The following is a 16,304-nucleotide window of genomic DNA, read 5'->3' as shown; positions in this document are numbered from 1 at the left end:
GCTTGAAACTTGCCGTTGCTGTTACCAGCAAATGCCTTCGGTACGGCCGCTCACGCTGGTGGCCTTGGACATGAAGCCCACCAGGTCGACCACTTGCTTGCCGTGGGGGGCGTTGTGCGCCAGGGCACGGAACTTCTCATCGCGGTTGCCCAGGATGATCACGTCGGAGTTGTTGATCACTTCGTCGAAGTCCGAGTTGAGCAGGGACGACACGTGAGGGATCTTGCCTTCGATGTAGTCCTTGTTGGCGCCGTGCACGCGAGCGTATTCGACGTTGCTGTCGTAGATGCTCAGGTCGAAACCCTTGCCGATCAGCATTTCTGCCAGTTCCACCAGCGGGCTTTCGCGCAGGTCATCGGTGCCGGCCTTGAAGCTCAGGCCCAGCAGGGCGACTTTGCGTTTGTCGTGGCTGGAAACGATGTCGAAAGCGTTTTGCACCTGGGACTCGTTGCTGCGCATCAGCGAGTTGAGCAGCGGCGCATCCACGTCCAGAGAGCCTGCGCGGTATGTCAGGGCGCGCACGTCCTTGGGCAGGCAGGAACCGCCGAAGGCAAAGCCCGGGCGCATGTAGTACTGGGACAGGTTGAGGGTCTTGTCCTGGCAGACCACTTCCATCACTTCGCGACCGTCGACACCTACCGCCTTGGCGATGTTGCCGATCTCGTTGGCGAAGGTCACTTTGGTCGCATGCCAGACGTTGCAGGTGTACTTGATCATCTCGGCGACGGCGATGTCCTTGCGGATGATCGGCGCGTCGAGTTCTTCGTACAGCGACTGCAGGACATCGCCGGAAGCGGTGTCGAATTCACCGATGACGGTCATCGGCGGCAGGTCGTAGTCGGCGATGGCGGTGCTTTCACGCAGGAACTCAGGGTTTACGGCGACGCCGAAGTCGACGCCGGCTTTCTTGCCCGAGCAGTCTTCGAGAATCGGAATCACCACATTGGCCACGGTACCTGGCAGCACGGTGCTGCGGACCACGATGGTGTGACGGGAGGTCTTGTCACGCAGGACAAAACCGATCTCGCGGCACACCGATTCGATGTAGTTGAGTTCCAGGTCGCCGTTCTTCTTGCTCGGCGTGCCGACGCAAATCATCGACAGGTCGGTATCACGGATTGCCTCGGCGAAATTGGTGGTGCCGCGCAGTCGGCCGGTTTGAACGCCCTGGCTTAACAGCTCGCCCAGACCCGGTTCAACGATGGGGGATTTACCCGCGTTGATCAGGTCGATCTTTTCCTTGGAGATGTCTACGCCAACGACCTCATGGCCCCGTGCAGACAGGCAACCGGCACATACCGCGCCGACGTAACCCAAACCAAATATGCTGATGCGCATCGCATTTACCTCATTGTTAATCGTGCCACTAGATGGCCGGAGTTCATGTTTTGAAGCGTCACCCAGGCACTGGGAAGTGCGACGAATAAACGTCGGTATATCCAGTGCAGGCATACTAAAAGTCGAGTGACTAACTAATGCACTCAAGTTGTGCGCAACTTGGCCTTATTGTTGGGGCTTGCCCTGAAATGCAGCCAGCCTTCCTGGGGAAGGGCCTGGCGCCAGTGCCGCAAGGCGTTGATAGGGGCTTTGAGCCCTTATATATCAACGGCTTGGGTTGTCTCACTGACCCATACAGGTGAGCTCAGCCTTGGCCTTGTCGGAGAAAGTAGTGAAACCTTTGCGTCCGCCTTCAACTAATCAGTTGATGATTTGACCATTGAGTCAAAGTTATATGACAACTTTGCTACTTCCCTTGGTCGCCACGTAAGTCATCTCTTACATCTTCAGAGATAATCGTTACCGGTGGTATGAGCGGTGCTTTAGGACATAGTTCCTGTCCACTCATCCTGTTTCCGGAAATTTCTTGAAATATTAGGAAAGATGGCACTAGTACTATTCTGATAGCACTTGCTATTTAGGCCAGTAGTTGCGGGGAGTTGCGAGGGGTAAATAGTTTTGTGCCACTACTGTTTTAAAAAAGTGGTGCCACTACGAAAAAAATTGACGAATGTCGAGTGAAATAAATGTTAGGGAATCTGAAGAATTATTTTTGACGCCAAATAAATGACGAATTCGGAATTGGAATGCAAACAAAATGTGGGAGCGGGCTTGCTCGCGAAAGCGGCGTGTCAGGCAATAAAGGCATCGACTGAACCACCGCTTTCGCGAGCAAGCCCGCTCCCACATTTGGATCTTCGTTGTCAGGTTATTCCGGGGAGTGATCCCGCAGGAACACCAGGTTATCCGGCTTCGACTGCTCCGCATTGAAGCGATAACCCTGCACGTCAAACTCCTTGAGCCTGGCCGGGTCGTTGATGCGTTCTTCAATCACAAAGCGGCTCATCATGCCCCGGGCCTTCTTGGCGTAGAAGCTGATGATCTTGTACTGGCCGTTTTTCAGGTCCTTGAACTCGGTGTTGATGATTCGCGCATTCAATGCCGGGCGTTTGACTGCCGAGAAGTACTCGTTGGACGCGAGGTTGAGCAGCACGTCATCGCCTTGTTCGGCCAGGGCTTCGTTGAGCCACTCGCTGATGCGGGTGCCCCAGAAAGCGTACAGGTCCTTGCCACGGGCGTTGGGCAGTTTGGTGCCCATTTCGAGGCGGTACGGCATCATCAGGTCCAGCGGCCGCAGCAGGCCGTACAGGCCGGAGAGCATGCGCAGGTGGTCCTGGGCGTAGGTGAAGTCGGCGTCCTTGAGGGTTTCGGCGTTGAGGCCGGTGTAGACGTCGCCCTTGAATGCCAGCAGGGCTTGTTTGGCGTTGGCGGGGGTGAAGGCGGGGGTCCAGCTGCCGAAGCGTGCGGCGTTGAGGCCGCCGATTTTGTCGGAGACGTGCATCAGTTCGCTGATTTGCGCCGGGCTGAGTTCGCGCAGTTGTTCGATCAGCTCCTGGGAGTGGTCGAGGTATTGCGGCTGGGTGAAGCGCGGGGTGACCGGCTTTGACTCGAAATCGAGGGTTTTGGCGGGGGAAATCACCGTCAGCATGAAGTCGTCTCCTTTAATCGTGGGGGGATTCTAGGGGGTAGGGCGGTTTGACTCCACCTATGATGGTGATAGATAGCTGTGCGGTCGTTGGGGGGGCATATCCGTTTCTGCGGTCACGGCGGCTTATGGTTTCGCTCTTACAGCGAGTCACTTTGCAAAAGCGTTCAAAAGTGAGCCGCTGTAAGAGCGGAACCAATACAAGCCATCACTCAAATAACGCATATACACACCAACCCAATAGCGCCCCCACACGATCGGCTATAGTGCCCGACGACTCTGGAAAGGGAGACCCTTCGTGCGAATTGCGCTTTTACTGTCAGCCTGGCTCATCTGCCTGGGCGCCCAAGCCGCCCCTGTGGATGTCGCGACCCTGGACCGCGGCACCTGGCCCGAACGCCTCAGCAGCCCCGCCCTGTTCGACGTCGCCTCACGCGCAGAAATCCTGATGTTCGCCCACACCCTGCTCGCCAGCGAATCCCTCGACGAGCCCGCCCTCAAGCAGCGCCTGGGCCTGAAGATCATCAACCAGGCCTCGATCGACGACCTGCGCCGTCAACTCTGGCAACGGCTACTGGAAAACTACACCTTCGCCCAACAAAGCTGCGAACAGGACGCCTCCTTCTGCTACCTGGTGGAAAACATGGACGACCTGCGCGAACAAGCCGCCAAATTCGAAGTCAGCGACAACTCCTTCTATATAGGCTGGGCCGGCCCCAGCCGCGCATTCCACGAACGCTACCTGGATGAACAGTTGCGCAAGGCCGCCCTGTTCCCCCAGATCAGCAGCGAAATCGCGCGCTTCGGCGACCACGAGCGCAACGGCGACGAACTCAACGACCGGATGTTCCTGCTGACCTTCGACAGCGGACCGTCCCCGGTCAGCGGCAATACCGACTGGCTCGCCGACTACCTGCGCAAACAGAAAATGCACAGCCTCTTCTTCGTGCTGGGCAACAGCCTGCAAACCCGCGTCGAGAAAAGCTCGGCCACCGATGTGCAGGCGCTGTACCAGGGCCAGTGCGTTGGCATCCAGGGCTGGCAGTACCGCTCCCATAGCCACTGGGTCGACTGGCAGTCGTCCATCACCCGCAGCGCCTCCCTGGCGCAAAACCTGATGCCGGAAAACTACCTGCCGCTGTTCCGCCCGCCGTACGGTCAGCGCCGGTCCGACAGCCAGGGATTTTTCCAGTCACAAGGGCTGCAAGTGGCCTTGTGGGACATCGACTCGGAAGACGAACCCGGCAAGCTCAAGGCTGATGAGTCGGCGAACCGCGTGCTCACACTGATGCTGTTGTGGCGGCGCGGGGTGATCGTCTTCCACGACACCCAGGACAAGGCGCGCATCGCTTTACCCTGGCTTTTACACGCCACGGCAGAAAGTGGACTCGGCTGGCAGGATTGCCGCGAAGCGTTTCGCTGAAAAAGCACGAAAAGCCCGGCCCTGTTGGGGCTGAGGTTTTTCAGGGGGGAATTTGAGAGGTATTTCGATACAGGCGGACTTCCGACTTTAACGGTGCAATGCCGGCGCGCCTAGTGCTATTCGTCATCCTGAAAAATAAACTTCAAAAAAGCGTCAAAGTGCTTTTTCCTGTCATGTGTTTTGCGGTATTACGAAGACAGACAGCCGAAACCTGCAACACAGGTGGCGTCTTCCAAGACACCTCTTGTGTGCACCGCACTTGACGCCCCTCAAGTGCGTTCGACGGTCGAATCGAGGCGCAGCACTGTCGCGGTATTGCGTCGACTGGCTCCCACAAAGGTGACCGAGTATGGATGATCATGGACGTAACCCTTCTTCCGACCAGCCAATCCTTTATGTGCTTGATACCAATGTACTGATTCACGATCCAAACGCACTGCTCAACTTCGAAGAACACCACGTCGCCATCCCGATGATCGTGCTTGAGGAGCTCGACAAACTCAAAAGCGGGCACCACAGCGTTGCCGCCGAATGCCGCCAGGCCATCCGCCTGATCGACAAGACCCTCGGCGAAGCCTCCCCCGACGACGTCGAGGTGGGCGTACCGATCCAGCGTGGCAAAGGCGGGCCCAAGGGCTTGCTGTCGATTCTGATGAGCAAGCGCAGCGAGCCCAACAGCCTGCTGCCGGAAAATCTGAACGACAACAAAATCATCAACCAATTGATCGACCTGCACGCACGCGACAAGGACCTGCGCCTGGTGCTGGTGACCAAAGACATCAATATGCGCCTCAAGGCACGAGCGTGTGGGATCGCTGCCGAGGACTACAGTACCGACCAACTGGTTGACGACGTGTCGATGCTGTCTCGTGGTTATCACACCATGACCGGCTCGTTCTGGGATCGCGTCAGCAAGGTCGAAACCCGTCAGGACCATGGCCGCACCTGGCACCAGGTACAGCTGATCGACAACCTGCCGGCTGTGCACATCAACGAATTCATCATCGACGAACAGGGTTTTGTGGGCTGGATCAAAGAGATCCAGGTCGACAAGCTGCTGATCCTCGACCTGCATCAGGAACCCCTGTTGCACCAGGAAGCCTGGGGCCTGAAACCGCGCGATATCTACCAGAGCCTGGCGCTGTATGCCTTGCTTGATCCGGACATCCACCTGGTCAACCTGACCGGCGCCGCAGGTTCGGGGAAAACCATCCTCGCCCTGGCTGCCGCCATCGAACAGACCATGGTTACCAAACGCTATCGCCGCATCATCGCCACCCGCAGCGTGCAGGGCCTGGACCAGGAAATCGGCTTCCTGCCCGGCACCGAAGCGGAAAAAATGGAGCCGTGGCTGGGGGCGATCACCGACAACCTCGAAGCCTTGCACATGGATGACGAAAACACCCATGGCAGCGTCGACTACATCCTCAGCAAAGTGCCGTTGCAGTTCAAATCCCTCAACTACATTCGAGGTCGCAGCTTCCAGCAGAGCCTGATTTTGATCGATGAATGCCAGAACCTCACGCCGCACCAGATGAAAACCATCATCACCCGTGCCGGCGCCGGTTCCAAAGTGGTGTGCCTGGGCAACCTGGCACAGATCGACACCCCTTACCTGTCCGCGACCAGCTCCGGGCTGACTTACCTGACGGAACGCTTCAAGGACTTCCCGAACGGCGTGCACATCGCCTTGCAAGGTGTCCCTCGTTCGATTCTGGCCGAATACGCCGAATCTCACCTGTAACCCATCAACCCATGTGGGAGCGGGCTTGCTCGCGAAAGCGGTGGTTCAGTCGATGCATTTATAGGCTGACACACCGCCTTCGCGAGCAAGCCAGCTCCCACATTTGATCGGCGTTGGGTTTACAATCGGAGCTCCTGATCAGGAGTATCCCTGTGCTGACTCATCTCGATTCCCAAGGTCGCGCCCACATGGTCGACGTCACTGAAAAAGCCGTGACGTTCCGTGAAGCCGTGGCCGAAGCGCGGGTGCGCATGTTGCCCGAGACCCTGAAAATGATTGTCGACGGCGCCCACCCCAAGGGCGACGTGTTTGCCGTGGCCCGTATCGCCGGGATCCAGGCCGCAAAAAAAACCAGTGATCTGATTCCCCTGTGCCACCCGTTGATGCTCACCGGGGTCAAGGTTGAACTCAGCGCCGATGGCCTGGACGCGGTGCACATCATCGCCCGCTGCAAACTCTCCGGCCAGACGGGCGTGGAGATGGAAGCGCTGACCGCGGCCAGTGTTGCCGCCCTGACGATCTACGACATGTGCAAGGCCGTGGACCGTGGCATGACCATCGAAACCATTCGGCTGCTGGAGAAACTCGGCGGCAAGAGCGGGCATTTCAAGGCGGACCAGGCATGAGCATCAACGTACTGTTTTTTGCGCGCTACAGCGAAGCGATTGGCCTGGACTCCCTGGAGATGGAAGGCGATTTCGCGACGGTCGACGCTGTACGCCAGGCATTGGCCGGTGACCCGGAATTCGCAGTGCTCAATGAGGCCAGCCTGATGTGCGCTCGTAACCAGGAACTGTGCGACCTTGAAGAGCCGCTGCAAGCTGGCGACGAAGTGGCATTCTTCCCGCCCGTGACCGGAGGCTGACCATGGCGATTCGGGTGCAGGCCGAGGCGTTTGATCCCGGCGCCGAGGTCAATGCGATGCATGCGGCCAATGTGGGCGTAGGCGCGGTGGTGAGTTTTGTCGGCTATGTGCGCGACTTCAATGATGGCCTGGATGTGGCAGGGATGTTCCTCGAACACTACCCGGGCATGACTGAAAAGGCCCTCGGCAAAATCGCCGTGGAGGCCGAGCAACGCTGGCCGCTGCTCAAGCTGGAAGTGTTGCATCGCATTGGCGCCCTGGAGCCGGGTGAGCCGATCGTGTTTGTTGCGGCGGCCAGCGCCCATCGTCAGGCCGCGTTCGATGCCTGCGCCTTTGTGATGGACTACCTGAAGACGCGCGCTCCGTTCTGGAAGAAGGAAAACACCAGCGAAGGGCCACGCTGGGTGGAAGGGCGCGACAGCGATCACGCAGCCGCTGACCGCTGGAAATAACGTGTGGCGAGGGAGCTCCCTCCCCACAGCAAGCTCCCCCGCCACACAGGTCAGGTCGAGGCGTGCAGCCGGTGTGGAGAAAGCATCGCTTCGGTCAACCCGAACGCCGCCAATGCATCCGGCAAAGGCTTGCCGCGCACCAGCGCCGCACTGGCCTGGCCCATCGCCGGAGACGTCTGGATCCCGTAGCCGCCCTGAGCCGCAATCCAGAATAATCCCTCCACCTGTGGATCGAACCCGCAGACCAGATCACCATCGCTGACGAAACTGCGCAGCCCGGCCCAGGTCCGCGCAGGCCGGCGGATGCTCAGGGTGGTGGCTTCCTCGATGTGATAGATGCCCGTGGCGATGTCCAGCTCTTCCGGTTGCACGTCGTGGGGCTCCACCGGGTCGGCATTGGCCGGTGAGCCGAGGAACATGCCCGCGTCGGGTTTCATATAGAACGAACCATCGAGGGCCGCCAGCTCCGGCCATGCGTGGATGTTCAGCTCGGCGGGTGGAGAGAAGACGAACGCGCTGCGACGTTTGGGTTGCAGGCCGATTTTCTGTGCACCGGCCAACTCGCCGATATGGTCGGCCCAGGCGCCGGCGGCGTTGATGATCACCGGGGCGCTGAAGTGTTGTTGGGCCGTGCGCACTTGCCACAGTCCCTGACCGTCACGGGTCAGTTTCTGCACCTCACTGTCGGTGTGGATTTCTCCGCCATTGCGCCGAATGCCGCGCAGGTAACCTTGATAGAGCGCATCGGTATCGATGTCACACACGGTCGGGTCGTAGATCCCGCCATGGACTTTTTCCCGGCGCAGGATCGGCATCATGGACATCGACTCCTCGACGTCGAGCAGTCGCGTTTCTGGCACAAGGGCTTTGGCACTCAGGTACTGGCGCTGCAACTCACCGGGGTCGCCAATCAAGTCCACCAGCAATTCGCCCCGTGGGGTGAGCAAGGGGTGTTCGGCAAAGCCTGCGGGCGGCTGATCGAAGAAGGCGCGGCTGCCCAGCGTCAGCGCGCGGACCTGGGGCGTACCATAGGCGGCGATGTACAGGGCGGCGGAACGGCCGGTGGAGTGGTAACCCGGCATCGACTCGCGTTCCAGCACGATGACGCGGGCATGGTGTGACAGCCAGTAGCCGGCGGATGCGCCGGCGATGCCACCGCCGATGATGAGGTAGTCGGCCTGGTTCATGTGTTCCTCCTGGATTTGAAAATGCTGAAACCAAATGTGCAGGCTTGCTTGCTCCTCCACAAGCCCGCTTTCACATTTATATTCAGCCTGGCGATAAAGCAGGAAATCGCTATTTCCTTTTGACCTGAAAATTCCGGAAAAACTGTTATTTCTAACAGTAGGCGGTCCCTTCTATAAAGCGCTTACTTGCATCAGGCCGGTACAAGATGTGGCGTTGATGATAACTGTTCTCTATGTTGGATAAGGAGAAGGAAATGAAAGCGGAAGATCCCAATGTTCGTTTAAAAACGTTTGATATTGAATTTCCTCGCGATGGTGGCAATGTAGTTAATAATGAGGTGTATCTGGGTGGCAAACAGCAATGTCAAGTCAATATAATTGTCCAAAAGGAGAGGAGAAACGCTGAAGGTATATGGGAGCTGGCAGCCTTTGAGGCGACGGAGCTTGAAAGTGCCACGGTGGTTGAGTATTCCACAAACCCAGAAGCGACAATTCCGGCCGGATGGTATTGTGATACAAAAAGGAACGAATTTAACATGGGTCGGTGGTCGGGGGTGCTTGAGGAACCCAGCATGGCTACAGCCCCTTCTAACCCTATTATTCAGCCGATGCCCGGTATTGGTCCGCTCGAAAATGAGAAGCGATACCTGAGGTGTGATCTGAGATCAAGTGGTAATCAGCAGTTTATGGCAAAAATTACGGTGGGACGTAAAACATATACAACTAATATGGAGAGAGATAATGTTAATTATCAATCATCTGTCACTGTTAAGTGTCAAGAGCCCTATACATTGTCTGCTGAGCGGCTCGATCATTGGGCTGATACCGACGCCTTTTCAGTGCAGGGTGTGGATGTGGATATTTATTATTGGACGCCCCCCCTTGGGTTGAGATTTGTCGAGAATATACCTCCGACTGATCCCGTAAAATTAAAAGATTCATCTGTTCAGGGGGATCACTTTGATATTTACTACACTCGGGACATTGGGCACGGTATTAGACAGATCGGCGGTGTCATACGGGGTAATACTGTTGGAAACATCACAATGAATAGCCTGCTGAAAAAATCTTCAGGGGGAAATGACCCAATTCCTGCGAACAAGCGCAATACCATCATGCGTGCTGCGCGAGTCAAGGCCTGGTTGGATAACCCCAACACCGATCAACAAGGGGCCAGTATTTGGACAATGGTCGATAGTTATGGCTGCTCGCATCACTATTACCTGACCGAGACCGACAATTACAATGTGATGGTGCTGCGCGCCACTTCAAAACCCTGACGTTCCAGGCATTTCATCCCCTCTCCAAGTGCGAAGCGGTGGACCTATGGACATCTATTCGAACGCGTTTAATTTCAGTGCCCACCTCGGCGGTTCGGTTGACCTGCGTACCGGGCAGTATGGGTGTCTGATTCGTTTGGCAGTCTTGAGCCCAAAAGGGCCGTTAGAGGTCAGTCGAGAGATTGCCTTGGCGTTCTCGATGATGGATACCCGCAACAGTGGCTACGGTAAAGGCTGGAGCTTGTCGAATACCGAATTTGACCCGAACAGCTTCAAGCTTACGCTACTCAACGGTGAACAATATCTAACCCAAGGGCTGCCCTCCGTAGGGGACAATGCTGTTATTACCGACCATAAGTTGAAGGACCTCACCATAAAACGGGTTGCGCAAAATACGCTGCACGTAATTTACAAGGATGGCACTGTCGAAATCCTGCGTCCCCTCAGCATTCCCGGTCCCTATAAGATCAGTGCTATCCAGTTCGAAAATGGCGAGCGGCTGAGCTTCCGGTATGGCGGTAATAACTTATTGCAGAGCATTGTTGACGATAAAGAAACCGACCTGTTGATGCTGAAGTATTCCGCCGGATCGCTGGTAACCGCCGATACACTAATTGATGGTAATCGTTATGCCCGTACGCGATTTGAATATACTCATATCGACAACCAACTGACCAAGGTCACGGTTCCTTATGACCTGGCCGGGCCAGTCGCAAGTGAGGCCTATTCGTTTCAGTACCTCAGGTTGCCTGACGCAATGGTGGCTATTTCGCAGGTTATGACACCCATGGGGGGGCAAGAGATAATTCGGTATAACCCCAATGGGCTTCAATACGATGCCCGTTTGTATATTCCGGTCGTCACCCACTGGGAGCAAAACCCTGGGCGCGGGCAGCCCTCTGTCGTCCGATCTTATAAATACAGTCCCAACCGTAACTTCACGGGATATCCTCTGAATGGCGGATTCCGCCAGGGCCAGGATAATTTGTATCGGGTGGATAGCGAGTACGCTTATTGGGCGGAAGAAACTTACGTTGATAATAATGTCAAGCCCCTGCGGTCGACCCGCGCCACTTATAATCGTTTTCACCTGATGACTGAGGAATTAATGCTAGCCAATGGCAGCCAGGTCAAAACCGAGACTGTCTACAATGAAGTTCTGGGCATCCAGTTTCCAAATCAGCCCGCCAATCTCCAACTTCCGAGCCGCATCACCAAGACCTTTGAGCTGTATCCCCAGGGTGGCAACCCCCCAAGGGCGGAAGTGGTCAGTATTACCACCGATGACTTCGGCAACGAACTAAGCCGCACCGAGGCCTCCGGCGTACGCACCGAATACACTTATTACCCGGTGACCGGCGAGCCTCGAAGATGCCCTGCCGACCCCCATGGACTCTTTCAACGTTACCTGAAGCTGGAAAAGCTTTTCCCGGCCAGATCGACCACTGCGGCTCGGACCACTGAACATTCCCACACCGACGTCTCGATAACGGGGGGCGGCTACTTCGTCATGCCGCTTGCCATCAACCTTGAAGGGGGCACCCATACGTCTTATACCTATCATTCTGTGGCCGCCAACCCCGCCCTGCATGGTCGCTTGAAAAGCTCCACGACGACGATCGACAAACTCTCTCTGGTCTCCGATTTCACCTGCACCTTCAATGGCGACTCGATCACCGAAGTCCGGAGCTTGAAGGGGCGTGAGCCTGGTCAATGGCTCGAGTCCGCGCGCACGTGGTCACTGACCAATCAGCGTCTGCTCGACATGACACGTGATGCCGTCGGCAGCCTGGCGATGACGTACGATGTCAGTGGGCGGCTGACATCGGAAACCGCCGCGCCAGCCACGCTCCAGATGGCCCGACGTCGTTATGCCTATCACTTTTCGGCCGGGGCCAAGATGGCCCATTTGGTCACCACGGACGCACAAGGCACCGTGCTCTTTACGTATTTCGATGGCATGGGACGCCAGCTCTCTGCTGCACAATCGCTTGATGGTATTGCAGGCAATGACAGGCTCCTGGGGGACTGGGGGTACGACGCACTTGGGCGGCTCGTGAAGCAAACCCGTCTGGATTATCTGGGGGATGGGCCGCGTACGTTGAAAACCAGTCACGCCTATAACATTTGGGGCAATCCGTGGACGGTAACTCAACCCGATGGTCGGGTACTGATCGACGAGTATGACCCGCTCCTCAATCGCAGGGTGACGGGGGTACAAGGTGGGGCGCAACTGGAAACCTGGTTCAACGAACACAATCAGCCGGCGCGGGTTGAGCGGGTGAGCGCTGGCGGTGCACGCATCGTGGTGGAAACCCGGACTTATGACGGGCTGGGCCGCTGCACGGAGCGCGTCGATGCCAGGAAGACCCGGACTGAATACACCTATGACATTTTTGATCGTGTGGTGCGCAGCCTGGAAACCCCTTCCGACGGAACGCCACCCCGTGAGACGTTGACGACGTATGCGCTTGGCACCAGCGAGCCAATGGTGCGCACCCTCACCGTAGACAGCAAGCTGGTTGGCACGCGTGAATACGACAGTCTGGACCGCGTCATTTCCCAGGCGCGCGGCAGCGCAACAGCCACGACCTGGGAGTACAAGCCCAACCAGGTTGCGCCAGTGGCGGTGACTTCGCCGCGCGGTGATCGTCAAGAGTACGGTCATGATCCTGAGCTGGAGACATTAACGAGCGTCAAGATGGCAGGGCATGCACCGATAGACCTTGAGTACGACCCCATCAGTGGAGCGATGCGACAATCACTCACCGCCGGGCTCAAGCATGAGATGAGTTACGACGAGAACGGCTATCTCGCCAAGGAAGTCCAGACGCTGGGCAGCCAGCCCTTGACTAGCCTGACGAGTTATTCGCCGGGTGGGCGGCTGTTGCGGCACTCCGCGGCGGATGGGCAGCACAGTGACCTCGTATATGACCAGTTCGGACGCCTCCAACAGACCACCACCGGTTTCGTCCGCATGATCCGGACTTACGATAGTCTGGGCCGCCTTTCGGCGCGAACCCTCAATTATCAAATGCGTCTTACCGACTCGGTGACCTTTGACGCATGGGGGCGTGAGTCGGAACGCAAGCTGGAACAGGACGGTGCGCTACTGCAGAACATTGTCAGCACCTATTACGACGATGGCCTGCTGGCCACTCGCACGTTGAAAGACGCGAATGACGCCGTGGTCACGGGCGAGACGTTCACTTACGATGGTTATTCGCGACTCAAATCCTATGTGTGCGAGGGCACGCAATACCCGATGGATAAATTGGATCGGGCGATCAAGGAACAGCGTTTCAGTTATGACGGTCTCGATAATATGACTGAAGTGCGGACAACGTTTATCGATGGCAGTAGCGACCGCAGCGAGCGGTTTTTCCAGGGTAAGGACCCTGCCTGCCTGACGCACCTGACCCATACAAACCCGGTACGAAACCTGACCCTGAGCTATGACGCCGCCGGTAATTTGCAACAGGGCACCTTCGGTCGCGGTTTCACGTACAACGGTTTTGACCAGCTCACTGCTGTACAGACCGCCACAGACAAGTACAGCTACCAGTACGACGGCGAAGCACGCCAGGTGCTTGCTGCGCGAGGCAACGAAGCTCCCGTGATGCTGGCCTATGCCGGGGATCGGCTCGACACGCTGGCGCAGGTCAGCATGCGGGCACGTTACGTGCGCGACGGTGACCAGGTGGTGGCCTACCGAGATAGTGGTAATTACCAGAAACTACTGGTTCTTGACGGCGCTGGCAGCGTCCGCGGTGTGGTGGCACCGATCACGGACCAGGTGCGCCGGCATTACGCACCCTACGGTGACGCCAGGATCGAGTTGCGGGATGACGTGTCGCCCACGATGATGGAAATGCAATTGCCCGCCTACAACGGCGAGCGGCTGGACGTACCGGTCAACCTCTATCACCTGGGTAATGGGCGCCGTGCCTATGACCCCGAACTGATGGTGCTTCTCTCTCCTGATCCCCTCAGTCCTTTTGACGAGGGCGGGATCAACAGCTACGCCTATTGTGGCGGTGACCCGGTGAATTGGTCGGACCCCAGCGGCCTCTTCAGTTTTCCAACATGGGCCCGGTGGGCACTGACCGGTGTTGCACTGGGCATGTCGGTGGTCACCGCTGGGCTTGCAACCGCGGGCTTGCTCGCTGCCATCGGCGCTCAAGCCGCTGCACTGACCATTGCCGGCAAGAGCGCGCTGTTGGTAGCCTCAGGCGCGGCCTCGGTAGGTGGGACGTTGGGGATTGCCGCACTGAGCGTTGAGGCGGTCGACAATCAGATGGGCTGGGATCGCTCCAGTCAAATCAACGTCCTGAACTGGGCATCGCTGACCTTTGCAGCGGTGGGTGTCGCGGCCAGTTTAGGGGGCGCAGGCATAGCGGCGACGGGCGCTTCCCGGGCGGTTGAAGTCGCCGCAAGCCCGGCGGTCCGAAGCTTCAGTCTATTGAGTTCCCAAGCAAGGGCTGGATTGCAGGCCGCTGGCAAGTTGCTGACCGGTGCTTCTTACAAGTTCTTCAATGACATTACGCTGCCAAGCCAAGCCTGGGGGGTGACGCGTTTTGGCTTGCGCGTGGTCAATCTGTACCGCTCGGTCGACGGTCGGATCAGAAAGCGCCAACCGGCAGCGCCTATCGGGGGCGATGCCGAGAACTTGCAGCAGCCACTGGGGCAGCCGCAACCCCAGCCTCAGGCCCATCGCCTTGTCGATATGTCGGGCAGCAGCTTCACTTTCCATGAGGCCTTTTCGCAGGAGGCCTCGCGTGTTCGCCAACCGATCCTGGCCGAATGGAATTCGGCCTGAGCCTTTGGCTTAAGGGCGCTTGCGTTCCACCGGACGCAACAGATGCGTCGGCGGCGTTTCGCAGCTGATCTTGCGGCCCAGCAAGGTTTCGATTGACGGCAACTGGTACGAATCGTCTTCACCGGCAAAGCTGATGGACACGCCCGCAGCACCGGCACGGCCGGTACGGCCAATCCGGTGCACGTAGTCGTCCGGCACTTCCGGAAGGGTGAAGTTGATTACGTGGCTGATGCCGTCGATGTGAATCCCGCGTCCGGCCACGTCGGTGGCCACCAGCACGCGAATCTTGCCTTCGCGGAAACCTTCCAGGGTCTTGATGCGCTTGTGCTGCGGCACGTCGCCGGACAGTTGCGCGGCATTCACGCCATCACGCACCAGGCGTTCTTCGATGCGGCGCACTTCGTCCTTGCGGTTGGCAAACACCATGACCCGCTCCCAACCGTTGTCGTTGACCAGGTTGTAGAGCAGCTTGTATTTGTCGGCACCGGCCACGGCATAGATATGCTGTTCGACGTTCTCGCTGGCGACGTTGAGTGCCTCGATCTCGACGATGGACGGGTCGGTGGTCCACTGCTTGGCGAGGTTCATCACGTCTTCGGTGAAGGTCGCGGAGAACAGCAGGGTCTGGCGCTCGTTTTTCGGCGGGGTCTGGCGAATGATCTGACGCACTTGCGGGATGAAGCCCATGTCGAGCATGCGGTCGGCTTCGTCCAGCACCATCACTTCGACCATGTCCAGGTGCACGTCGCCGCGCTGGTTGAAGTCCAGCAAGCGCCCCGGCGTGGCCACCAGGATGTCGCAGTGGCGCGCTTCCAGGTGCTTGAGCTGCTTGTCGAAGTCCATCCCGCCAACAAACGTCATCACGTTGAGGCCGGTGTACTTGGTCAGGTCGGCGGCGTCCTTGGCGATCTGTACCACCAGCTCCCGGGTCGGGGCGATGATCAGGGCGCGGGGCTCACCCATATAGCGCTCTTTCGGCGGCGGGGTTTGCAGCAGCTGGGTGATGATCGAGATCAGGAAGGCGGCGGTCTTGCCGGTACCGGTCTGGGCGCGACCGATGGCGTCTTTGCCGGCGAGGGTGAAGCCCAGCACTTGCGCCTGGATCGGCGTGCAGTACGGGAAACCCAGGTCCTGAATGGCGTGCATCAGTTCCGGGGCGAGTTTGAAATCATGAAAGCGGGTTTTGCCTTCCTGGGGTTCGACAACGAAGTCTTCCAGTTTCCAGGGAATAACCACAGGTTTGGGCGCGCGTTCACGGCGCGGCTTTTCCTGGCGTGGCTCCTGGCGTGGTTGGTCGGCGGCTGGCTCTTCAGCGACGTTAACCGTGGCGGGTGTGGTCACCGGCTCTTTTTTTGGCGAGGCTACAGGTGCGGTCCGGCCAGGCTGCTGGCCGTCATTGCGGCTGCCTTGAACGTGGGCGGGGGCACTGGAACCTGGCGCGAGCTGCTCAGCCTCGCTTTTACCGAACATCTTCTTGAGTGCTTTGAGCACGGTCATCTCATCAATTGGTTAAGGAATGTACGCCGGCCAGTGTAATGCAAGAATCGGGCG

The 16,304-nt window shown here is 57.9% G+C and carries 11 protein-coding genes; 7 read left to right on the top strand and 4 right to left on the bottom strand.

Going from position 1 to position 16,304, the window contains the following annotated elements; genetic code table 11:
• Positions 1–21 precede the first annotated feature (21 nt).
• Positions 22–1,338, bottom strand: a complete 1,317-nt coding sequence (locus HX805_RS10635) for a nucleotide sugar dehydrogenase (RefSeq protein ID WP_003216295.1) — start codon at positions 1,336–1,338, stop codon at positions 22–24.
• Between the two features lie 868 nt (positions 1,339–2,206).
• Positions 2,207–2,986 carry a peroxide stress protein YaaA gene (yaaA, locus tag HX805_RS10630; protein WP_177080110.1) on the bottom strand — a complete coding sequence of 260 codons (780 nt, stop codon included), beginning with the start codon at positions 2,984–2,986 and terminating at the stop codon, positions 2,207–2,209.
• A 295-nt stretch (positions 2,987–3,281) separates the two neighbouring features.
• On the opposite strand from yaaA, the gene HX805_RS10625 reads away from it, so the two are divergent.
• The 5 genes from HX805_RS10625 (at position 3,282) to moaE (ending at position 7,467) form a co-directional block, all read left to right on the top strand.
• Positions 3,282–4,406 (top strand): polysaccharide deacetylase family protein, encoded by a 1,125-nt coding sequence (locus tag HX805_RS10625; RefSeq protein WP_003216300.1) that lies wholly within the window; start codon positions 3,282–3,284, stop codon positions 4,404–4,406.
• A 349-nt stretch (positions 4,407–4,755) separates the two neighbouring features.
• Positions 4,756–6,150 carry a PhoH family protein gene (locus HX805_RS10620; protein WP_003216302.1) on the top strand — a complete coding sequence of 465 codons (1,395 nt, stop codon included), beginning with the start codon at positions 4,756–4,758 and terminating at the stop codon, positions 6,148–6,150.
• 152 nt (positions 6,151–6,302) lie between these two features.
• Positions 6,303–6,776 carry a cyclic pyranopterin monophosphate synthase MoaC gene (gene moaC / locus HX805_RS10615; RefSeq protein ID WP_017480021.1) on the top strand — a complete coding sequence of 158 codons (474 nt, stop codon included), beginning with the start codon at positions 6,303–6,305 and terminating at the stop codon, positions 6,774–6,776.
• Positions 6,773–7,015, top strand: a complete 243-nt coding sequence (gene moaD / locus HX805_RS10610; RefSeq protein ID WP_003216306.1) for a molybdopterin converting factor subunit 1 — start codon at positions 6,773–6,775, stop codon at positions 7,013–7,015. The genes moaC and moaD overlap by 4 nt, the downstream gene beginning before the upstream one ends.
• A gap of 2 nt (positions 7,016–7,017) precedes the next feature.
• Positions 7,018–7,467, top strand: coding sequence for a molybdopterin synthase catalytic subunit MoaE (gene moaE / locus HX805_RS10605; RefSeq protein WP_087692831.1), 450 nt, complete (start codon positions 7,018–7,020; stop codon positions 7,465–7,467).
• A gap of 50 nt (positions 7,468–7,517) precedes the next feature.
• On the opposite strand, the gene HX805_RS10600 is transcribed toward moaE, so the two are convergent.
• Positions 7,518–8,654 (bottom strand): FAD-binding oxidoreductase, encoded by a 1,137-nt coding sequence (locus HX805_RS10600; RefSeq protein ID WP_177021820.1) that lies wholly within the window; start codon positions 8,652–8,654, stop codon positions 7,518–7,520.
• A gap of 254 nt (positions 8,655–8,908) precedes the next feature.
• On the opposite strand from HX805_RS10600, the gene HX805_RS10595 reads away from it, so the two are divergent.
• Positions 8,909–9,934 (top strand): hypothetical protein, encoded by a 1,026-nt coding sequence (locus tag HX805_RS10595; RefSeq protein ID WP_087692829.1) that lies wholly within the window; start codon positions 8,909–8,911, stop codon positions 9,932–9,934.
• A gap of 46 nt (positions 9,935–9,980) precedes the next feature.
• Positions 9,981–14,753 carry an RHS repeat domain-containing protein gene (locus HX805_RS10590; RefSeq protein ID WP_177116861.1) on the top strand — a complete coding sequence of 1,591 codons (4,773 nt, stop codon included), beginning with the start codon at positions 9,981–9,983 and terminating at the stop codon, positions 14,751–14,753.
• Between the two features lie 9 nt (positions 14,754–14,762).
• Here the strand turns inward: HX805_RS10590 and rhlB are convergent, their stop codons facing one another.
• Positions 14,763–16,250, bottom strand: coding sequence for an ATP-dependent RNA helicase RhlB (gene rhlB / locus HX805_RS10585; protein ID WP_023659203.1), 1,488 nt, complete (start codon positions 16,248–16,250; stop codon positions 14,763–14,765).
• Positions 16,251–16,304 lie beyond the last annotated feature (54 nt).

It is taken from the genome of Pseudomonas sp. G5001 (genome assembly GCF_013385475.1).
Classification (GTDB): Bacteria; Pseudomonadota; Gammaproteobacteria; order Pseudomonadales; family Pseudomonadaceae; genus Aquipseudomonas.
This window is presented reverse-complemented; position numbering and strand designations above follow the sequence as displayed.

Excerpts from the sequence above, each read along its gene's own strand:
- HX805_RS10620 (WP_003216302.1), top strand. The coding sequence starts at position 4,756 with ATGGATGATCATGGACGTAACCCTTCTTCCGACCAGCCAATCCTTTAT.
- moaE (WP_087692831.1), top strand. The coding sequence starts at position 7,018 with ATGGCGATTCGGGTGCAGGCCGAGGCGTTTGATCCCGGCGCCGAGGTC.
- HX805_RS10595 (WP_087692829.1), top strand. The coding sequence starts at position 8,909 with ATGAAAGCGGAAGATCCCAATGTTCGTTTAAAAACGTTTGATATTGAA.
- moaD (WP_003216306.1), top strand. The coding sequence starts at position 6,773 with ATGAGCATCAACGTACTGTTTTTTGCGCGCTACAGCGAAGCGATTGGC.
- rhlB (WP_023659203.1), bottom strand. The coding sequence starts at position 16,250 with ATGACCGTGCTCAAAGCACTCAAGAAGATGTTCGGTAAAAGCGAGGCT.
- HX805_RS10600 (WP_177021820.1), bottom strand. The coding sequence starts at position 8,654 with ATGAACCAGGCCGACTACCTCATCATCGGCGGTGGCATCGCCGGCGCA.
- yaaA (WP_177080110.1), bottom strand. The coding sequence starts at position 2,986 with ATGCTGACGGTGATTTCCCCCGCCAAAACCCTCGATTTCGAGTCAAAG.
- HX805_RS10635 (WP_003216295.1), bottom strand. The coding sequence starts at position 1,338 with ATGCGCATCAGCATATTTGGTTTGGGTTACGTCGGCGCGGTATGTGCC.
- HX805_RS10590 (WP_177116861.1), top strand. The coding sequence starts at position 9,981 with ATGGACATCTATTCGAACGCGTTTAATTTCAGTGCCCACCTCGGCGGT.